The 20,138-nt window shown below is 58.3% G+C and carries 18 protein-coding genes and 1 tRNA gene; 4 read left to right on the plus strand and 15 right to left on the minus strand.

The features are described 5' to 3' along the window. Positions 1-1,989: Ti-type conjugative transfer relaxase TraA (traA, locus tag VGI36_00810; GenBank protein ID HEY2483653.1), on the plus strand; the 1,989-nt coding region annotated here is incomplete at its 5' end. A gap of 298 nt (positions 1,990-2,287) precedes the next feature. On the opposite strand, the gene VGI36_00815 is transcribed toward traA, so the two are convergent. From VGI36_00815 to VGI36_00825, 3 genes are all read right to left on the minus strand, one after another. Further along, positions 2,288-4,204 carry an FAD-binding protein gene (locus VGI36_00815; protein HEY2483654.1) on the minus strand — a complete coding sequence of 639 codons (1,917 nt, stop codon included), beginning with the start codon at positions 4,202-4,204 and terminating at the stop codon, positions 2,288-2,290. Between the two features lie 208 nt (positions 4,205-4,412). Further along, positions 4,413-4,607: a hypothetical protein gene (locus tag VGI36_00820; GenBank protein ID HEY2483655.1), complete on the minus strand. Its 195-nt coding sequence runs from the start codon at positions 4,605-4,607 to the stop codon at positions 4,413-4,415. 905 nt (positions 4,608-5,512) lie between these two features. Beyond that, complete coding sequence (locus tag VGI36_00825; GenBank protein ID HEY2483656.1) at positions 5,513-6,103, minus strand: helix-turn-helix domain-containing protein; 591 nt, start codon at positions 6,101-6,103, stop codon at positions 5,513-5,515. Positions 6,104-6,193: 90 nt separating this feature from the next. Between VGI36_00825 and VGI36_00830 the strand changes: the two genes are divergently transcribed. The 3 genes from VGI36_00830 to VGI36_00840 all read left to right on the plus strand — a co-directional run bounded on the left by VGI36_00830 (position 6,194) and on the right by VGI36_00840 (position 8,528). Then, entirely contained in the window at positions 6,194-6,613 is a 420-nt protein-coding gene (locus VGI36_00830; GenBank protein ID HEY2483657.1) for a hypothetical protein, read from the plus strand. A gap of 533 nt (positions 6,614-7,146) precedes the next feature. Beyond that, entirely contained in the window at positions 7,147-7,350 is a 204-nt protein-coding gene (locus tag VGI36_00835; GenBank protein HEY2483658.1) for a hypothetical protein, read from the plus strand. Between the two features lie 290 nt (positions 7,351-7,640). Next, positions 7,641-8,528, plus strand: coding sequence for a tyrosine-type recombinase/integrase (locus VGI36_00840; GenBank protein ID HEY2483659.1), 888 nt, complete (start codon positions 7,641-7,643; stop codon positions 8,526-8,528). 35 nt (positions 8,529-8,563) lie between these two features. Here VGI36_00840 and VGI36_00845 read toward each other — a convergent pair. From VGI36_00845 to VGI36_00900, 12 genes are all read right to left on the minus strand, one after another. After that, positions 8,564-8,641, minus strand: a tRNA-Val gene (locus tag VGI36_00845). A gap of 832 nt (positions 8,642-9,473) precedes the next feature. Beyond that, positions 9,474-10,310 (minus strand): SMP-30/gluconolactonase/LRE family protein, encoded by an 837-nt coding sequence (locus tag VGI36_00850; protein ID HEY2483660.1) that lies wholly within the window; start codon positions 10,308-10,310, stop codon positions 9,474-9,476. 14 nt (positions 10,311-10,324) lie between these two features. Then, on the minus strand, positions 10,325-10,834 hold the full coding sequence (locus tag VGI36_00855; protein ID HEY2483661.1) for a cupin domain-containing protein: 510 nt from the start codon (positions 10,832-10,834) through the stop codon (positions 10,325-10,327). A gap of 86 nt (positions 10,835-10,920) precedes the next feature. Then, the gene (locus VGI36_00860) at positions 10,921-12,042 is read right to left on the minus strand and encodes an amidohydrolase family protein (protein ID HEY2483662.1); all 1,122 of its coding nucleotides are present in this window, start codon (positions 12,040-12,042) and stop codon (positions 10,921-10,923) included. A gap of 81 nt (positions 12,043-12,123) precedes the next feature. Continuing rightward, the gene (locus tag VGI36_00865) at positions 12,124-13,800 is read right to left on the minus strand and encodes an amidohydrolase family protein (protein ID HEY2483663.1); all 1,677 of its coding nucleotides are present in this window, start codon (positions 13,798-13,800) and stop codon (positions 12,124-12,126) included. A 26-nt stretch (positions 13,801-13,826) separates the two neighbouring features. Continuing rightward, positions 13,827-14,936 (minus strand): amidohydrolase family protein, encoded by a 1,110-nt coding sequence (locus VGI36_00870; protein ID HEY2483664.1) that lies wholly within the window; start codon positions 14,934-14,936, stop codon positions 13,827-13,829. Positions 14,937-14,986: 50 nt separating this feature from the next. Beyond that, complete coding sequence (locus tag VGI36_00875) at positions 14,987-16,708, minus strand: amidohydrolase family protein (GenBank protein ID HEY2483665.1); 1,722 nt, start codon at positions 16,706-16,708, stop codon at positions 14,987-14,989. Positions 16,709-16,774: 66 nt separating this feature from the next. Next, the gene (locus VGI36_00880; protein HEY2483666.1) at positions 16,775-17,947 is read right to left on the minus strand and encodes an amidohydrolase family protein; all 1,173 of its coding nucleotides are present in this window, start codon (positions 17,945-17,947) and stop codon (positions 16,775-16,777) included. 131 nt (positions 17,948-18,078) lie between these two features. Then, positions 18,079-18,258, minus strand: coding sequence for a hypothetical protein (locus tag VGI36_00885; protein HEY2483667.1), 180 nt, complete (start codon positions 18,256-18,258; stop codon positions 18,079-18,081). Positions 18,259-18,294: 36 nt separating this feature from the next. Then, complete coding sequence (locus VGI36_00890) at positions 18,295-18,930, minus strand: helix-turn-helix domain-containing protein (GenBank protein HEY2483668.1); 636 nt, start codon at positions 18,928-18,930, stop codon at positions 18,295-18,297. Between the two features lie 328 nt (positions 18,931-19,258). Further along, entirely contained in the window at positions 19,259-19,441 is a 183-nt protein-coding gene (locus VGI36_00895) for a hypothetical protein (protein HEY2483669.1), read from the minus strand. A gap of 38 nt (positions 19,442-19,479) precedes the next feature. Further along, the coding region (locus VGI36_00900; protein HEY2483670.1) for a hypothetical protein at positions 19,480-20,138 on the minus strand (659 nt) is incomplete at its 5' end.

Here is a 20,138-nt window from a genome sequence, read left to right on the forward strand (position 1 = left end):
ATCGACCATCGAAGTTACAAAGACCAGGGCGTCGGTCTGGAGCCGACCAGCCATATGGGCCGGGCGGTCGACGAAATGCGGGCGCGCGGTGAGCAACCTGAGCGCTTCCGCCAGCTAGAGCAAGTCCGCGACCGCAACGCCAGGAGAATTGAACAGCGCCCCGAGGTCGTTTTCGACAATCTGATCCGCCGGCAGTCGACGTTCACGCGACGCGACATAGCTGGTGAGGTCTTCCGTTACATCGACGACGGCGAACAGTTTCGGAACCGGATGGCACGTCTCGAAGCCTCCCCGGAACTAGTCGTTCTCGGTGCTGTGGGCCTCGGGCCGGAAGAGATCCGATATACGACGCGGAGCATGCTGCGAGTCGAGGAACGGATGGCCGAAATCGCGTTCGAGATGGCCGCCGCGGACCGACACCCTGTTGGCGAGGCCGCGTTTGCCTCTGGGATTTCCAAGCATCCCGAATTGTCGTCTGAGCAACGAGAGGCTGTCCGGCAGATGACCAGAGCGCGGAATATCGAGGTGCTTGCGGGTCTCGCCGGCACCGGAAAATCGGCGGCGGTGGCCGTGGCCAAGGATGCCTGGGAGGCGTCAGGCGATCGTGTGCGCGGCAGCGCACTCTCCGGCATTGCTGCCGAGAACCTGCAGAAGTCGTCCGGCGTGGAAAGCAGGACCTTGGCCTCTTGGGAGTTGGCTTGGAAAAACGGCCGAGAGCGAGTCTCGACCGGCGACGTGTTCGTGATCGATGAAGCCGGGATGCTCGGCAGCAGGCAGATGGCCCGGGTGCTTGCGAGGCTTCACGGAGCTGGAGCCAAGGCGGTTCCGATCGGCGACACTGCGCAACTCCAGCCCATCGAGGCGGGAGCCGCTTTCCGTGCAATCGCTGAACGGACCGGCTACCAGGAATTGACGGCCATCCGTCGCCAGCAGGCACAATGGCAGCGAGAGGCCTCGCGTGATTTCGCGCGAGGCAATGCCGGTGCCGCCCTCGTTAGCTACCAGGAGCATGGCGCTATCCGATTCACTGCGACGCGGGAGCAGGCGAAGGATCGACTGATCGGCGACTGGGCCCACCAGCGAGACTCGCAACCGGAGAAGAGGAGTCTTATCCTCGCGCACACGAGAGCCGATGTGGCGGAGCTAAACCAGCGGGCTCGCGCGGTCTTGAAGCAAAGGGGCGAGCTTGAGCCCGAAGTTAAAGTCGAGACTTCGCGCGAAGTGACTCGCGATGACGGATCGCTTGCCATCGAGCGCGGGGAGCGGGTCTTTGCGGCGGGCGATCGAGTGATGTTTCTCAAAAACGATCGCGAGCTTGGCGTCAAGAACGGAAGTCTGGGAATGGTGATATCGTTCAACGCCGATTCAGTGGAAGTGATTTTGGACGAAAAAAAGGAGCGCCAAGTCAGTTTCGAGCTTCGCAACTATGCAGCCATCGATCACGGCTATGCGGCTACGGTGCACAAGGCGCAAGGTGGAACGGTCGACCGCGCGTTTGTGCTTGCCACGCCCGGAATGGACCGCCATCTGTCCTATGTCGGCATGACCCGGCATCGGGAGGATGCCAGGCTCTATGTTGGAAACGATGACTTCAAGGATTTCGAAGCACTCAAGGAGCGACTCTCAAGAGCGCGGCCCAAGGACACCGCGCTGGACTACGCTCAGCGGCGAGGCCTAGAACGTGCCGCGCAGCCGAATGAACGACAAGCTGACCGCATAGGGCAACCAGAAGTTGACCCGATCGAGCGGTTCAAACGGGCGCAGCGTGAATTCATCAAGGTCGCCGGACGCTTTGATCTGGATCGCGAGGCGAAGGCGCGCGCGGCAGAGTTGCGGCAAGAGATGAAGTGGGCAGCCGACGAAATCTCAAGAAGCGCAGGTTTGATGCGCGAGGCGGAGCGTGCCGGAATCGGAGGTCAGGTGAGGAGCCTGAACCGCGAAAACCAACCCGTGATGTCGAAGGAGAAGGGTTTCGAGATGGAACGCTAAAGGCGAGGGAGGTATCCTTACCGCCGCTGAAGTTGTGGCCTGGTTTTGTTAATCGTGAAACCATCGATCTTGCCGCCCGATGCGCGCGTCACGCCTTCGACCAATGCCGCGCGTCCCTCGCCGGTCGCTAGATCCGCAACAACCTCCGTGTCGTGAAGATCGCACGCTATAACCCGGGCTGCTCTTTCGCGAAGACAACGCGCGGTTGCTGCGCCGACCCCGATGCGGCCCCCGTGACGACGTAAGTTCGATCGATCGTTAACTGCCAGTCAGGAATTCGCGCAGATATGAGCCGCGCCTAGAGCCGGGTGAAGCCGTCCCTGCTCCACTCTTCCGAGCCGACTCCGTTATGCACGACGAACAGCCCATCGGGATCGTATTGTTTCTTGATCGCGGCGAGTCGCGGATAATTGCCGCCCCAGTAGGCTTGCTGCCAGTCCTTCTGGAAGTAATTGCTCTCGCTCACGTACGCGCCGTCTTGTCCCGCGACGGCGCGAAGCTGATCCATCGCCTGATGAATCGCATCCGCGGCCTTGCGCGCATCTGCAACGTTCGGCTCATGTCCTGCGACTCCCGGATACGCCGCCCTCTGGCCATCACACGAGATCACCAGCGCGAATGCGTCGAGCACCGCGGGATTGGTCGAGGTGTCTTTCGCGAGCGCGATCGCTTCGGGCGGCGACCCGCCTAACCCTTTGTTGAAATGGAGCGCATAGTCGAAATGCCGGGACGCGGCAAACAGCGCATCGGCGAGGGGCTCCTGCGCATCGTCTTTAAGCAACGAGTCCGGCAGCCACAGCGATTCATATCCCCACCAGAACATGGCGACCTCGTTGGTGGCGCCCTTCCACCATGCGTTCTCGGGACTGGCGCCCTGCCGATTGTCGAAAGTCACGGCTGGGTTGCTCATCAGGTGGACGAGGACGTCGTCAAGCAGCGCGTGCCAGGGATTGCCGTTACGAGGGAACGCGACTTCCGGCCAGTGTTCTTTCCACCATTGCGAGTCCCAGTAGTGACGCGCCGGTATGCAGTCCATGCTCGTACGTCCCTCGATCGAGCAGCCGCTGTCTGAATTCGCCACCCAGTCCAGCAATGGCTGCCAAGTTTTCCTAACCTGACTTATGTCGAGCCCGCAGGACGTCATGGCGACATGGAGCCTGTTGTCTCGAGCGAAGTGCGCCTGCTCGCCCCAATGGTCGTTAAAGAGATGCTCGCGGTAGAAACCCACGAATTGCCGGATCAGGCGCCGATAGGAATCATCCGATCCCGCCTTGATCGTGAGATCGACGGAGCCGAAGTACTCGGGAAGATCGTGAACCAGCAGTGTCATCTTGCCCACCACGCCGAACGTGCCGCCTCCACCGCCCTTCAGCGCCCAGAACAGATCCGGATTGGTACATGCATTCGCGATACGAACCTGGCCGTCGGCGGTGATCACTTCGGCTTCGAGCACGCTCCCCGCGGCGGTACCGTAGTGCTTGGAGAGACTTCCGAAGCCGCCGCCCTGAACCAGGCCGGCAAGCCCTACCGTCAGGCATCCGCCGCCCTGGACGTATTTGCCGGCTTCGGTGGTCACCGCTTGATACGCCCATCGTCCGATCGTTCCCGCACCAACCGTCACCGCAGGCTGCGGCTTCACTACGTGCTCGCATCCATTAGGCACGAACGCGGCATGCATCTCGATATCGCGCATTTGGCGCGTCCAGATCAGGAGCGAGTCGGGCGCGTTGGAAGTGCCTTGATAACTATGGCCGCCACCTTTGACCACCAGGCGCAATTGATTTTCGCGGGCGAAGTTCACCGCCTGCGCGATATCGCCGGAATTTCGCGCCGCAACCGCGTAAACACTCGGCTTGGTCGCCCACGCATCCACCCATCCGAAGCTCTCCGTGAGCCCGGGCTGCTCGCCGACGTAATACGGATTCTTTACGTTGTCAGTGAGAGCCTTCGCGGCGGCGCCCTCGGGATCGGTCTTGAGCGCCGCGAGCGGAAAATCCACTGAGATCAGATTTCCGCCGACCGCTTCGTTCAATTGTTTCCATGCGGACTGCGATGGCCATGCGGCATCCGTTGGGCGCCGGCGGCGAAAATTCGTACTCGCCATCAGGCCGCGCGGCAAAAGCGGCAGAAGCACCGCCGATCCAGCGGCTTTCAGAAATGCTCTTCGTTTAATCGATACTCTCCCGACCCCGCGATTCTCTTTCAATGTCGCCAAACCGTTCTCCGATGCCCGTTTCAGAAGTTTTGAAACGCTGCGCCGCGATCAGGAGCAAATCGTTTGCCACATAGTACGCGCAGATAATCAAGTAACTGCCGCGGCAACTGCTTCTATGACGCTTCTATAGCGCAGCGCCGCGATTGCGCGCGATGCCATCGATTCGCTGCACGAATCCAATCGGGATTTCCTTCCGCGCGGCGCATTCTTAACCGAAGGTTACCTGAGCGCCGGTTTTGACCAGTCCCAGCTCGATCATGGTGCGCCCAGTCTCGAATAGCGTGTCATCGACTGCGCGGGTTTTGAGACCCAGATCATTCCTTGTCCGATCGCAGTATGCGCGCGGCGAATCATACGGACCGCCATGCTTTTCGACCATCGCGGCGTCAGAAACGAGGCACACCTTATTTGCAGAATCGCCGTCACCGCCGACGCTTCAAAGACATTTTTTCAAGCGAGCATCTGACTACGATCAGATGGTCGGGGGTTCAAATTCCTCAGGGCGCGCCAAAATCTCATGTTTTCGGGGCCACCTGTGCGTTCGCTTGCGCTGCGGCCCGGTGACTCGCAGTCGTCCTTTCGACGATTTTGTCGATGGGCTTCAGGTCATTGGTTTCCCTCCTCCTTGCCATCCAAGCTACAAGGCTTCTGGCTCTTGCCTTGGCGGGACTCACTTCCTGCTGAACGCGCCAGCTTTCGCCGACGCACTACCGGACACCTAGGTTACACTTTCTCGCTTCTTGGGAGGAAGTGGCGATGGCGTGGAAGGAGTGTTCGGTGAGCACGAAAGGCGTCCGGGCTGGACCCTTGTGACTATGGTGGAACTGTGAACCCACCACTCTATCGAAAGAGAGTGGCTGGAAACCCTCCACCTACCGTTGCGCGCGCCAGTTCTCGACCCTACCGTTCTGTTACCTATGGGTCGGGTCGCTCACAGAAAATTCAAGAGTTTACCTTGGATACCCAGTGGAGTGTTTAGAGCGAAATTATTAGGGCTGCCTCGGGGCTACAACCCGATGCTGGGCCAAAGAGGGGGTCGCCCCCGTTGCGGATTGCGGGCGATTCGAGCACGGTGCGCCGATCGACCGACTGCTTGGCCGCGAACAGGCTCCGCATGACCCTAGGCCATGAGTTCGGCCACTATGCAGACTCTCGAATTATGCCGTGTATCTAGTCGGGGCCGCTGAAAGCCAAGCGCTACCAGCGCGAAATATCGACATAATTCGGCTGTGCATTTTCTTGCGTTAACCCGGATCTCCTGCGGACCCATAGAAGGGGCGGCGGATGACGTGTGGTTTCAACGCATATTCATGACGGCGCGCCGAAGAATGGCGCGAGCATCCTTTGCAAGGCGCTGCTCAGGTCCTTGGCGGCGCGCGCGCGATGCTGCGAAGTCGCGCAGACCAAAGCCGCTTCCGTGAGGGCGCCGGCAATTAGGTGGCCCAAGGCCTCGATCTCGCGCGCGGAAGCATGGTCGCGCAGCCTCGCCTCGACCGGCGCACTCGTCATTCCGGAAAAGTAACGTGCGTCGATCGCGCGCCACTGTTCCCATCCAAGCACTCTCGGACCATCGATCAGCTGCACCTGCCTAAACTCGTCGTTCGAGATCGAGGTGAGATATTTGAGGGTGCCGCGTCCGATGCTGTCGAGCACGTCCTTTCCTGTTCGAGCGGCCGCCGGGACGAGAGTTGCCAGCTCAGCGGTCATTTCCTCGAACACGCGCGCAAAAATCAGTTCTTTGGAAGCGAAGTGATGATAAACGGCGCCTTTGGCGACTCCCGCTTGCGCGGCGATATCGTCAACACTGGTCTGGTCGAAACCACGCGCAGTGAAAAGTCTTCGGGCGGCGTCAAGAATCGCACGTGTGGTGGTGGATCGTCTCTCAGCCTGGCTTACCATTTTTTCTTAAGAGGACTTGACAAACCAACTCTCAGTCGGTAACTCTTCCACATATACCGACTACAAGTCTGTAACATCGGGAGGTCTCAAATGGAAGGCGTTTCTTCAACTCTGAGTTTTATGGGCGCGTTGCTGTTTCTGCTCGGGTTGCTCACCGGCTTCGGGATTCCGGTGTTCCGCAGTCCGCGCATCGGGGTCTCCGCGCACCTGGACGCGATCGAAAGCGGGCTCGCGCTTATCGTTTTCGGCCTGCTGATACCACATCTCACGATTTCGCTCGGATGGGCAAGCTTGATCGCGCACACCATGTGGATTTCACTCTACCTGGGGTGGCTCGGCTTGCTGTTCGGAGCGGCCTACGGAACGGGCAGGATCATCCCGATCGCCGGTGCCGGAGTCAGCGCGGAGCCGTGGCAGGAAAATGCCGCCCGAGCCTTGATGTCGCTCGGTTTCACGGGCGCCATCGTCGCAATTGTCGCTCTGCTCGTGCAATGGCGATGGACCGCCTGACTTGCAGGGGCCCCCACGACGCGTTGAACGGATGAACGTTCTGAAATTGCTGTTGAGGACGAGAGCTCTCGTTAACCGTTCGACAGTCAAGTTGAAGGTTGTCTTATAGCCCTGGCCGCTGCGCCGGGGCGGAAGTTGCTGAAGCTTAGCGACTCGGTTGACGGCGCGGATCTGAACTTCCCCACACGAGGGGTTGCGCCGCCAATTGAACCGGGATGCGACGAGCGAAGCGGCTCTGATTCGCTTTCGAAGTCATCTTCCGAAACCAGCGGCCTCGCCTTTCGCCAACACGAGAGGAGAGGCATATGACATTGGCGAGGACCGCTGGCACGAGGCGCTGCCAGGTCTGCGAGCAGGCAGCGCGGGTCCGGCTCGTGAAGCTAGGACTGTTGAGCCAGTAATGACGATAGGACCGCGTGACGACATTATTGAATTTGACAATTCTGCGATCGCTACATATGCTCGATAGTGCGCGGTGCGCCTCGCGCCCCTTCAGTAACCCCGCGCGCGACTCCAATTCAGTAGGTGTGATCATGGATCAGGAAAGCAAATCCAAGAGTCCCAAGCTCGGCTGGACCCTCGAAGAGCTAGCATACAGCCTGAGCGTATCGGTTCCTTTTCTGCGCCTTGAAGTGAAGCGCGGCAGGCTAAAGGCCGCGCACCTCGGCCGGCGCGTGGTTCTGCTAGACAGGGACGTTCAACGCTATCTGGCCGAGGCCAGCGATCGCGCGGCGTAGGAAGGGAAGCTATGAGCGTTTACAAGCGCGGTCAGACGTATTGGTACGAGTTCGCGTTCGCAGGCTCGCGAATACGGGAGAGTGCGAAGACCAACTCAAAGAGGTTGGCAGAGGAAGCCGAGCGAAAACGCCGGCGCGACCTCGAACTCGGTATCAACCGAATCACGAAAGCTAAAGAGATTCCGCTATTCAAGATCGCTGCGGAACGTCTCATTCAGGAAAAGCGCACGCGGCGATCGCGCAATACCGGCGAACTGTACAAGTACGCGCTCAAACCCCTGGTTAAGGTCTTGGGAACAAAGCTGGTCTGCGATATCTCCCCGGAGGACATCCACGCCTATCAGACGAGGCGTTTGGCCGCCGGTATCTCGGCTCGAACGGCCAACATCGAAGTCGGCGCGCTCCGCGCCGTCCTGAAAGCCCACCGCCTGTGGAGTCCGATTAGCGATGCGGTCGAAATGTTGCGCGAGCGCAAGGACGTCGGCCGCGCCCTCGACTACGAAGATGAGAGAAAATTGATCGCCGCGGCGGGAAAAAGCAGGTCCCCCGTGCTGCTTCCTCTCCTGGTCATAACGCTCGACACGGGGCTGCGCGCTGCGGAGATTCGATCGTTGCGTCGCAAAGACTTTAGTCTCGTTTGGAAGAATGGTGTTGTCGAAAGCGGATTCGTCACCGTTCCAAAATCGAAAACCGAGGCGGGAACAGGGCGCACCATTCCTCTTAGCCAACGTGCCCGCGCGGCGCTGACGCTTTGGCTGTCACGATTCCCGGAAGCCGGCGTGGACACGTTTGTATTCCCCCGCCACGCGATCGGGCTGGTAGGTCACAAGCGCCAGCCTCATATCTATGGGGTCTGCTTCGAGCAACCGATCGGCCAATGGAAGAAGGCGTGGAAGGACGCCTGCGCGGCGGCCGGAATACGCTACCGCTGGCACGATCTCCGCCACACGTTTATCACACGTCTGGCGGAGAGACCGGAGATTTCAGAGCAGACGATCATGAGCCTCGCCGGGCACGTATCGCGCTCTATGCTCGCCCGATACAGCCATATACGCAGCCAGGCCAAGCAAGAAGCCATTGCAGCGCTCGAACGAGCGGCCTCAACCGCGGTTTCTGCAACAGACTCCCCACAAAAGTCCCCACAGTCGGACCTCCCAGTGAAGACGCTTCTCAACTGAGTTCGAAAAACTACCGTGATTGATTAGAGAATTATTGGTGGACGCACCAGGACTTGAACCTGGGACCCCTTGCATGTGAGGCAAGTGCTCTAACCGGGCTGAGCTATGCGTCCACCGAGAGTATGCATTATCGCTTCCACTCCGCGCGGCGGCAAGCCCCGCGTCGTCATTGAGGAATCTTGGGCCTGAGCGATTCGCCGAGATCGTGTTGGGCGAGTCCTGACGAACCACAAAGCCTTCCTGACGGGCCGACGGTGTCGTTTCTGTGTCGTTTCGCACAGTTCGCGCAATGCCACTGCGCTCATGTGGCACTCCGCCGTGGGCTCGACGAAGCGCACAAAATCTTCGAGCACGAAGGAATAATTATGTTGGATGTGAATCGGACATCCACGCCGAGCGAAGCCGCTGTCGCATCCGGCGTGCAAGACCGTGCATCGAGAAATCGACCAAGGTCCGTTAAAGCCTGGGTGTTTGGAAAGTGCCGCGGCAAACACGAAATCTTACCGGGTGCCGGTCGGTAACCGACGAGGTATACAGGACGCGCGGGCTGCATTCGCCTCTCGGATATGTGGCACCCATGAAATTCGAGCAGCAATCGATCTCGGCCGCCGCGGCACACTACAGGTATCGACGAGGTCCCAATATCTATATCGCTTGCCGCTCCACCCTTTGAAAAACCTGACGAGTGGAGGCGAAGAGCTCTTTGCTCATTCACAGAACCAAAATAGAAATGCCTAGCGAACTAGTCAGATTGTTCGTCTTCTACCTGTCCAGCCTCAGGTGTTCACTCCCGACGCAGTCAAAGAACTCGGATCGAGCAAGATGAATCTGTTTTAATCCTCGCTGCCAGGTTCGGATCGTAATGTTCTTCTCTCTGAAGGTTATCAGATTAGTAAAGGCGATCAGTGCCCGCATTGTATTGGTCGTTGATGTCGGCTCTGCATTTTAAGGAGAGCCGGCACCCGCCACATCTACATCGGCGATTTCTACCTGAGCATCAAGCGCTTTCCCGATGTCGCGAAGCGCGCCTTTATAGGTTAGGCAAAACAGCGTCCGTCCCGCTGATCCACCAAGCTGGCAGGCAACCGCATGGCGTCCGGGAGTTTCGATCGTCTCGACTACTTTTCCGTTCAACACGCGAACGAAACGGTTTCTGTCGAACAAAGCAGCCCATACTGCGCCCGCTGCATCCAGGCAACTACCATCTGGCGCTCCCTCCAGGTCCGCAAGGAGAGACATCTCACCAAGCGAGCCGTCGGTTTTTATTGGGAAGCTCACCAAGCGGTTCGCACCGCTTTCACCCACGATGAGATGCCCGTCTGCCGTAACCATCGAGCCATTTGGGGACTTGAGTCCACGAGCGACCACTGATGCTCGTCCATCGAGTTGGACCAGTATGATGGAGCCGGGCTTGGGCGGCTCACCATTCAAAACGTCGTGGCCAAAATCTCCGACGTAAGCTCGGCCCTGGCGGTCAACGACCATGTCGTTTAGAAATGGCGAAAGTTTGCTGAGATCGGCCTGCTCTTCGAGCTTGTTCCCCTTGATACGCAGCAGGCGCCGCTCGCGTATCGAGACGACTAGAGGCGTGCCGTCCGGAAGAAAGCCAAGCCCGGATGGTGTTCCAGGCACCTTTACTACTGTACGTCGCTCACCGGCCAGAGTGATGGTAACGACTTCTCCGGCGCCAATTTCGGCCATCCAGAGCTCTCCATCACGCCAGCGTGGGCCTTCGAGGAACTTGAAGCCCGCGGCCAGCACCCGCAAATTACGCTCACTCATAGTGAACCTTCAACCTATAGTTTGCGCGCATCGACCAGGACCGCGCCGAGAATCGCCGGCTCTTTGCCCTTGTTTATCCAAGCATGATTAGTGCCGCGTTGAACCACGACATCGAAGGGCTTTAGCTTCACCTCGGTGCGGTCGAGCACCAGGGTAAGTTCGCCTGCGAGCAGAAAAACGTAGTCAACCGTGCGGGTCTTGTGCATTCCCGCATCGCGGCTGGTGTCCGGGCGGCAGTGTTCGGCTCCCATTTGAGCAAATGCTTTTGCGGTAGCTGCCTCTCGTTCCGCCGGGGAGATATTGGGATCTTCGGGAGGAATGACCGCGTAACGGAAGATGGTCCCTGATGGCGCCGGCTCGAGCGTATGCACTGACTGCGCGGCATCGCCGGGCGTGCCGTTGTCGGCGGGTGAGCCATCTGTCTGCCAGAACGCTCCAAAAGCCGTTGCGGGCCCTTCAATTGCTACGATTGACTTTCCCTCGGCATCGTGGCCCGTGACTATTCGACGAAATTGTGGCGCCATCGATAACCTCTCCGCCTGCGCTTTTTCCATTCCATCGGGATCATGGGCGCGGTGAACGCATCCCATTTGAAACCAAGCTTCGACCGCTACATCGCGATCCCGTAAAGCTCTGTGACGTTGTCGTGAAGAATCCAGTCCTTTTCTTCGCTGCTCAGCGATTGCGAATGCTCGCGGAGCAGCTCCTGCGAATTGGGCCAGGTCGAGTCGCTATGCGGGAAATCGTTCGCCCACATGAGCCGTCGCGGATTCAACATGCGCGTGCTTTGGAAGGCGACCCAGTCATCCTGGAATGTCGTGTAGATGTTTTCTCGGAAATAATCGCTCGGCCGCTTAGACAGCTTCTCCATGCCGATCCAGAAGCGATGGCGATCGTATGCGTGATCCATCCGGTACATGAAGTGCGGCACCCAACCGGCATCCGCCTCGACACAAACTATCTTGAGCTTCGGATGTCGCTCGAAAACACCCCCCATAATGAGCATTCCCATAATATCCTGGTTACCCCGGATGATTGACATGAAGGAGTTGGCTTTTGGCCCGCGCGGGGGGTTGGCAATTCCCTCGCGCGAGGTGAGGATGTGGAAGCTGAGCGGCATGTTCATCGAGATCGCGGCTTCAAAGAACTCGTCGTAGACCTTGCCGTCGTAGTCTTCGACAATCGGAAAACCCGGCATCATCACGCCGCGCAGTCCCATCGACCTGATCTTCTCGAGATCGTTGATGCCTTCATCGGGCGTGCGCATCGCGGTCTGACCAAGGCCCAGCAAACGATCCGGATGCGGACTGCAGTACTCCGCGATCCACAGGTTGTAGGCGTCGAAGCAGGCTTTCTTGTAATCCGGGTCGGGGTGATTACACAGAACCATCCCGACACTAGGATAGATGACTTCGGCGGCAACTCCATCGCGGTCCTGGTCGGCCATCCGCGCTTCGGGATCCCATCCTCCGCGATGAAGATCCGAGAATTTCGCGAACCTTGCCGAGGTCGCAAGGCCTTCCGCCGAAACCCCGGCTGCGGCGACAAGTCCCATTGGGATCGTTTGCTTCATACCCTCAACGACATAGGTGTCGCCGCTTTGCTCCTGCCACACTACGCGCGGCGCGATGTCCTTGTACTTGTGCTCTATTCTCGCGATGTAAGTGTCGGGCGGTTCCATGATGTGCGAGTCGGACGAGATAATCGGCTTGGTGATCAGTGTGTTCGCCATGACCTTGACTGCTCCTGGATGCGTCTACATGAAAGGGGTTTCGTTTCCGAATAGCTGTTCACCCACCAGCTAATGCTTGTTCTACGAATGCAAAACCTCGCCTGGAGTCGCTCCGGTGTAGCGCTCATTCTCGTAAACGGGCACACCGTTGACGAAGGTGTGAATCACGCCGGTCGCCGCCACTATCAAACGCTTGCCGCCTCCCGGCAGGTCATCTCTCATGGTGCCGCGCCGCGCAGAGCCAACCGTGGCGGCGTCGAAGACCGCGATATCGGCGACGTTTCCGGTCTTCAGCCGGCCACGCCCGTCTAGACCAAAGAAGTCGGCCGGTTCCGACGTTAGACGCTTGACGGCGTACTCGAGCGTGATGGCCTCAAGTTCGCGCGCGAAATGGCCCAGCAGATAGGTGCAATAGCCCGCGTCGCACAAGAGGCTGACGTGCGCGCCGGCATCCGAGAGACCAATCATCGGGCGCGGATCATTGATCAACTTACTCAGCCTTTCTTCGTTGGTGTTAAAGACCGCCTGCATGAAGGAGACGTTCAGGTCGTCTTCAATCGCGAGGTCTAGCATAGTCTCGAATTCGTGGCCTTCGCGTCCGCGAGTTCGTGCGATCTCGGCGACAGATTTGCCTATCAGGCTTCTCATTTCCGGTTTGCCGACGTCGCAAACCTCGACTCGGTTGAAATTGCGGCGTAGTACGCCCCCTTTCATCTCGTCGACTACTGCGCGCCGAAAATCAGGGTCAGCATAAAGCTGCCTCAGCTTCTCCGGCGGCTGGCCAACAGCCGGTTGCCATGATCGCATCAGGGAAAAAGCCATCCCCGACTTGAATTCGATTTCGGCAATCAACGGTCGACACCCCATCTGTGGAACACCGCCGCGCTTTATCAATTGCTCTGACCGTTGCAGTGTCTCGAGCGCGGCATTCGGCTGGTCTTCTAGATCGAATACTGCCAGCCAAGTAACACGCCGTCCGCTCTCGTCCAGCAGGAATTGCAGGAGATCCAACTCATGGTCCTGGATATGACCGAACTTCTGCGTCAGGGTTATTTCGATAACGCCTTTGCCCAGGTCGCCTAGCGTGTTCGCATAAGTTTTTAATTCCGACCGGTCGGCCAACCGGCAGGCCAAGGGCCGTCCCTTGTAGCCGATATGTTGAACGCCCGTGGTCAGCGACCAGCCGAGCGCACCCGCGCCTACAGCCTCGCGCAAGAGCGCCGCAATTTTCTCCGTTTCCTCGAGCGTCGCCGCGCGCTCCATCGATTCTTCGCCCATAACGTAATGCCTGAACGGCGTGAGCGGCGCGATGAACCCTAGGTTCACCGCACTCCCGCGTTTCGCGGCTGCTTGCATGTAGCTAGGAAATGTCTCCCAGTCCCACGTGACGCCGCGTTTGAGCACTTCGTACGGGATCGCCTCGACGTTGACCAGATCGTGCGTCACGATGTCGCGTACTTGCGGGCGGCAGGGCGCCAGCCCCACGCCGCAGTTGCCCATCACCACGCTGGTCACACCATGCCACGAGGAGGGAGTGATCTGAGGATCCCAACAGATTTGCGCGTCGAAGTGCGTATGCGGATCGACAAAGCCGGGCGCCACAATTAACCCATCGGCATCGATCGTCTTTGCCGCACCGTCCGTGATTTTGCCTATTTCCGTGATCACCCCGTCTTTGACCGCAACGTCGGCCTGGCGTCGCGGCGCCCCGGTTCCGTCGACCACGGTTCCGTTCTTGATCAACAAGTCATATGACATGATGTTGCCTCTAGGGTTCCTGTGTCTCAGACGCTCAAGCCGTAGAGCTCGGCGACGTTGTCGTGCAGAATCCAGTTCTTTTCGTCTTCGGTCAGCGACTGCGCATGCCTCTGCAATAGCGCTTGTGAATTAGGCCAGGTTGAGTCGCTATGCGGGAAGTCGTTCGCCCACATGAGCCGGTGAGGATTCAGCATCTCGGTGCTTTTGAAAGCCACCCAGTCGTCTTGGAACGTTGTGTAGATATTCTCGCGGAAATACTCACTCGGCAGTTTTGATAGCGTGCCGGCCGGCAACCAATATCGATGACGATCGTAGGCGTGATCCATCCGGTACATATAATGTGGCACCCAACCTGCGTCCGCTTCGACGCACACCACCTTCAGCTTCGGATGACGCTCAAACACACCACCCAGGATGAACACGCCCATGAGGTCCTGGCAACCGCGGATAATCGAAAGGAAGGCGTTCAGTTTAGGACCACGACTACTGGTTAAGCTGTCATCCTGGCTGGTCAGGATGTGGAAGCTTAGCGGTATGCCGAGATCGACCGCTGCTTCGTAAAAGGGGTCGTAAACTGCGCTGTCGTAATCCTCGAGCTTCGGATTGCCGGGCATCATCACACCCTTGAAACCCAACCCCTTAATCTTCCGAAGGTCCTCGATACCTTCGGCGGGCGAGCGCATCGCGGTTTGTCCCATACCAATCAGGCGGTCCGGATTCGCATCGCAGTATTCCGCAAGCCACAGGTTGTAGGCGTCGAAGCACGCCTTCTTGTAATCGAAGTCCTTGTGGTTGCAGAGGAACATACCGAGTGATGGATAGATTATCTCCGCGGAGATGCCATCCAGTTCCTGGTCGGCAATACGCGCTTTCGGATCCCATCCGCCACGATGAAGATCGTCGAACCTGGTGCCGGAGTCTCTGAGCTTCTCCAGTTTCCGGGCTTCGATTCCGGCGGCGGCAGCAAACGAAAGCGACAGCGGCGTCTCGATGTCTTTCACGATAAACACATCGCCGAGCTTCTCGTGCGGCACCATCCGTGGCGCGCTGTCCTTGTATTTGTGGTCGATTCGCTCAACGTAGGTGTTGGGCGGCTCGATGATATGTGAATCTGCGGAAATGATTGGCTTATCCATTTTCGTCCTGGTTCGTCCTCTTAGCGGCCTTGTAGATAGCTCGACGAGCTCTACACCCCCGGCGCGATTGGTCCGCGCAGCAATCGGCCCGGCAGGGCCCCGGTATGTTCGTTGTTCCGGAGCAACACCTGGCCATTCACGATCGTTGCGAGAAATCCGGTCGACTTCTGCTTGAGTCGCCGCGCTCCGGCCGGGAGATCGTATTCGAGCGTGGGCATTTGCGGCGCTACTGTCGCGGGATCGAAGATAGCTACGTCGGCAAAGGATCCTTCGCGTAACAGGCCGCGTCCCCGCAGTCTCCAGAAACTCGCCAGTTCGAATGTTATCTTACGGATAGCCTGCTCGAGCGTAAGCGCCTGCCGCTCTCTCACCCAATGACCCAACAGATGTGTCTGAATCGATGAGTCCATGATTTGCGAAACATGAGCGCCCGAGTCGGAGAAAGTGACGACCGACCGCGGATGGCGCATCATCGCCAGCACTAAGTCCTGATCTTCGTTAACTACCGGCTGAATGAAAAACTGCTTCAGATGCTTTTCGAGCGCAAGATCGATAATCAGATCGAGCGGGTCCTTGCTTGTTTCTCGCGCGAGCTGGGCCAGCGACGGCCAGGGCGGCAGCGGTTTGTCCAGCACGAAGAACCAGTCGTATTCCGGCGGCCGCGCTTCCGCGCCGATCGTGCGATGGGGATTACGGACGTATTCGCGCGCTGCCTCGATCAACTTGGCGCGCATATGGGGATTTCTTAGCGCGGCTTCCTGTTCAGGCAACGGCAGCTTGCGCACCTCGCGCCATACGAGCGCATTGTCGAACGGCATCACGCTTTCGAACGAGAGCAGGACGCTGATCCACCGGCTGGACGTTTGGACCAGCATCTTGCCGCCGGCGGCAACGGTTTCGTCAGCCAGGTCGAAGAACGAACGCCACATTTGCGGATCGGGAGATTTGCGCGATGATGCACCTCCGAAAGTCACCGGCACGCCCGTTTCGACCGCCAACGTTTTGAGCCTCTTGTTGAAGTCGACCATCAGTTCCGGATCGCGATCGACGCTCTCTTGGGCGAGCTCGAAGACTCCGGCGCGCAGTTCTCCCATCACACCGACTAGCTGTCGAACTTCGTCCCAACTTGCGAGGCGACTGGCGACCGGGCGGCTATCAGGTGTTTCGTGGTTGCGGTTGCGCGAAGTGCTGAAACCCGCAGCTCCCGCTTGAATCGCATTTCGTAGCTCGCGCTTCATTGCCGAGAGGTCTTCGGAATCGGCTTCTTCCGTGAAAGCTCGCTCTCCCATCACGTAAGTCCGAAGCGCCGAATGACCGACATAGGCGGTGTAGTTAATTCCTTTCGGCAACCGGTCGACGGCGTCGAGATACTGAGCGAAGTTGTCCCACGACCACTTGATTCCCGCCTCCATCGCGCGTGGTGAAATATCCTCGGCCCGTTCGAGGTTCTTCATGACCAGGAGTTTGTCTTTTTCAGCACACGGCGCGAGTGAGAAGCCGCAGTTCCCCATCACCACCGAAGTAACGCCGTGCCAGCAGGAGCAGGTGCCGAGAGCGTCCCAAAAAATCTGGGCATCCATGTGCGTGTGGCCATCGATGAAACCAGGCGAGACCACCTGCCCTTCGGCATTGATTACTTCTTTTGCGGTGCCGCTGACTTTCCCGATGGAGGCGATGCGATCGCCCACGATGCCGACGTCGGCCTGGTAGCGCGGCAATCCCGATCCATCGACGACAGTTCCGTTGCGAATGATCAAATCGTAAGACATCATCGTGACCTCTTGATAGAGCGGCCGGCTTCAATCGCGGCTGCGTCCGCTACTTTCCTTCGTTGCGCCTCAGTTCAAGTCCATCCGGTAGAGCTTGATCACATTCTCGGACAAGATCTTGCGTCTGACCGTGTCGCTAACATTGGCGAAGTCGCGGGCAATGACTTCCTGCGAATGCGGCCAGGTCGAGTCGGTGTGCGGAAAATCCGACGCCCACATGAAATGGTCCTCGCCGAAATAGCTGCACGTTAGCGGTGCGACTGGATCGTCCTGGAAGGTCGCCCACAGATGCTCGCGGAGGTACTCGCTCGGCATCTTCTTCAATCTTCCACCGGGCTGCTTGCCGTATAGTTTTTCGTGGCCGTGATCGAGACGATGGAGGTAGTGGGCAACCCAGCCAGCATCGTTCTCCGCTGAAACTATCTTCAGCTTTGGAAAGCGCTCCAGCGCACCTCCGTAAATCAGACTGCGAATCGACTGCTGGATTTCGAAAATCGGATCGATGGCTGGAAAAGGACTCGCCGTCGCACCGTCCTCTTTTGCAGCGCCCGCTTTCGCATCGCCGGCTTCTTCTTCCTTCGACCTGTCGAACTTGAATTTGATCTCGCGCTGTTTTCTCTGCGTGATGATGTGCAGCGAGATCGGCAGGTCTAGATCCTGGGCGGCCGCCCAGAAGGGATCGTACAGGGCTTTCGAATACGGCCGGTCCTCGGGTGGCGCGCCCCAGATCATCGCGCCGCGCAAACCAATCTTGGCGCAGCGTTGAAGTTCCCTCACTCCAGCCTCGATGTCCTCCAAGGGGATCAGCGCGATCGGATAGAGTCGCTTGGGGGCATGGGAGGCGTACTCGGCCAGCCAGTTGTTGAAGACGGAAAAGCACGCATGTTGCAGTTCGGCATCGTCGAGCGCAAAAAGCGGCATCCCAAGCGTGGTATAGAGCACCTCGGCCGCGACCCCGTCGATATCCTGATCCTTGAGCCGCTCAACCGGATCCCATCCGCTAGGACGCGCAGCTTCGTAGCCTTTCCTAAGATGCTCCTTGAGTTCGGCGCCGCTCTTGCCGATACCAAAGCCGGCCGCCACAGGAAATGGATGGATTCCCGGGGCGACAAACCGGTAGCTGCCATCTTCCTGTTGCACGACCCTGGGCGCCCGATCCTGGAATTTGCGATCCAGGCGTTCGGTCCACAAAGTGGCGGGTTCCATTACGTGGGAATCAGCGGACACGACATGGGTAGCCATTTCTGAGTCCTCCCTCAGGAGTTTGCGGTGACCGGAGCGGATTCAAATCTAAAGAGTTTGTTATTGCGCGGCCCGTTGTTTTACGTCCTTCGCCGGGAAAGCATCGCCGTTGACCGTTATCGGCGCAGGATTCAGCTCCAGACCGAATCGAAGCCGCTTTCGTCTGCGAATCGCGCGAGGTTCAGCTCTTCGTTGAATAGGTCGCGATCCGGCCGAACCGGATCCCTAGACACCGCCGCGCCGCGTTCTTCGGCTTCGTAGCGCTGCCAGTCACCATAGTTCTGATTGAAGATTGCTACTCCGACGCGCACCGCCGTTTCTCCTAAGGCGAACTCGTGCTCGACTTTTTACCTTTCACCTGATGGTCTTGGATCGTCGCCCCTCGTTCGCGCCGCAGCGACCAGGCCTTGCAAATACGAATCAAAGGCTTTGCTCAAGAATCCCTTGGCATCGAGTCCAGTCGTGTGTGCGAGATGGTCGGGATCGCGAGCGACCATAAATGCACCGTTGATGGTCGACCAGATCGCAACCGATACACCGATCGGCCCCAAGGGATCACTTATCAGACCCTTAGTGAAGGCCCGCTCGACGCTGCCGCTGAACACTCGGAAGAGTTGCTTGCTACGTGCACTGCCGCGGTCGAAAGCCCTAAGTTCTGAAGCACGCCTCAATCGCTTTCTGATGTCGGAATATCGCACTGGTTCGCTGATCAGAACCGGCTCGCCGTATTCATGGAGATATTCGATGTAGACCGATCCAAGGGCACGAATTTCTTCGAGGGGTTCTAGCCCGCGAGACTTCACTCGCCGCTGGCCTTCGCTTAGTCGCTTGCCGAATTCGGCGCGCAGGCTCAGGTACACTTCGTCGCGCGATGCGAAATGGATGTAGATGGTTCCGACCGCGACACCAGCCTCGCGTGCGATCATTTCCATCGTCGCATTTTCCACTCCGCGGCGGATAAAAACTCGCGACGCTGCATCCATAATGCGCTGCGCCCGCGCTTCGCTTTCCTCACGCCGTTGCTCAGTGATTTGAATTGAGGCCTTTAATCTTCTCCGCCGCTGTGAATATAAATTCATGAATTTCTGTTCAGGCTCTATTCTGGTTCATCGACAAAGTCAAATGGTAAAGTTTGAGGGCGGTGAATGACCGACGCGGGGGAAGGTACTGGAGAAGCCCGGTTTTACACTGAGACACGTGAGCTGGTCCATCGCTCGGGGGGCGAGAAACGCCTTGCGCGAGAAGGACTCTGTGAGGACGCTCCATTCGGCTCCTCAGTATACCCGTTCGAAGAAATCGTTGTGCGCGGTGTCAGTGGTTGAGAGCGATGCCGCCGACTGTCTTGCGACCGGTAATGAGGGTTTCTATCGTGCCATCAGGACTGCGGCGAAAGACCCTGCCACCGCGTGCGTCGCTGTAGTAAAGACGGGTGCGTTCGTCAATTCGCGGGCCTTCCAATAGTCCGTAGCCAGTTGCCAATGTTTCGAATTGCAAAGTCGTAGTCCTCAATCAGGTTGAAAAGGCTTTCGCCGTTATTTGAGCAATTGCAGTCCCTCAAGGTCGCCCTTCTCGCGCCATTGGGCCAGCATCGCATTGAACTGGTTGATGCCGGGCGTGTAGATCTGGTCGAAGATTCCGATCGACGAAGTATCGCCTTCGTTGTTGTAGTAGCCGGGCGTGCAGGAGGAGAGAAAATCCTTGCTGCTGGCCACGAGCCCGCGAATCGTCTCCACCCACTTCTGTTCGGCTTCCGGTGTCGCCTCCACCGCAACCACGCCGCGACTTCGCACTTCCTTGATGATGTAAGCAATGTGCTGAGCCTGATCATCAAACATCGAAGTCATGTTCGCCGACAAGGCATTCTGCCCGACGCCAATAAAGAACCAGTTTGGAAAGCCGCTGGTTGAGTGACCATGCAAGGTACGCAGGCCGTTTTTGTAGTACTGGGAAAGCTTCCGACCCTCGCGTCCGTAGATCTCGAAGCGAGAGGTTCGAATGAAACTGCCGATCTCGAACCCGGTCGCGTAGATGATGCAATCGACTGAGTATTCGAGGCCATTAGCCACAACGCCCTTACTCGTGATTCGTTCAACGCCCTTTGCCTCGCTGACATCGACCAGCGTCACATTCGGACGGTTGAAGGTGGGTAGAAATTCGTCATTGAAGGTCGGCCGCTTGCAGAACACGCGAT

The organism is Candidatus Binataceae bacterium (assembly GCA_036495685.1).
In the GTDB taxonomy this organism is placed as follows: Bacteria; Desulfobacterota; Binatia; order Binatales; family Binataceae; genus JAFAHS01.

What these genes read in the sequence shown, in the direction of transcription:
- VGI36_00825 (HEY2483656.1), bottom strand. Translation starts at nt 6,103, where the DNA reads ATGGTAAGCCAGGCTGAGAGACGATCCACCACCACACGTGCGATTCTT.
- VGI36_00830 (HEY2483657.1), top strand. Translation starts at nt 6,194, where the DNA reads ATGGAAGGCGTTTCTTCAACTCTGAGTTTTATGGGCGCGTTGCTGTTT.
- VGI36_00835 (HEY2483658.1), top strand. Translation starts at nt 7,147, where the DNA reads ATGGATCAGGAAAGCAAATCCAAGAGTCCCAAGCTCGGCTGGACCCTC.
- VGI36_00850 (HEY2483660.1), bottom strand. Translation starts at nt 10,310, where the DNA reads ATGAGTGAGCGTAATTTGCGGGTGCTGGCCGCGGGCTTCAAGTTCCTC.
- VGI36_00855 (HEY2483661.1), bottom strand. Translation starts at nt 10,834, where the DNA reads ATGGCGCCACAATTTCGTCGAATAGTCACGGGCCACGATGCCGAGGGA.
- VGI36_00860 (HEY2483662.1), bottom strand. Translation starts at nt 12,042, where the DNA reads ATGGCGAACACACTGATCACCAAGCCGATTATCTCGTCCGACTCGCAC.
- VGI36_00865 (HEY2483663.1), bottom strand. Translation starts at nt 13,800, where the DNA reads ATGTCATATGACTTGTTGATCAAGAACGGAACCGTGGTCGACGGAACC.
- VGI36_00870 (HEY2483664.1), bottom strand. Translation starts at nt 14,936, where the DNA reads ATGGATAAGCCAATCATTTCCGCAGATTCACATATCATCGAGCCGCCC.
- VGI36_00875 (HEY2483665.1), bottom strand. Translation starts at nt 16,708, where the DNA reads ATGATGTCTTACGATTTGATCATTCGCAACGGAACTGTCGTCGATGGA.
- VGI36_00880 (HEY2483666.1), bottom strand. Translation starts at nt 17,947, where the DNA reads ATGGCTACCCATGTCGTGTCCGCTGATTCCCACGTAATGGAACCCGCC.
- VGI36_00890 (HEY2483668.1), bottom strand. Translation starts at nt 18,930, where the DNA reads ATGGATGCAGCGTCGCGAGTTTTTATCCGCCGCGGAGTGGAAAATGCG.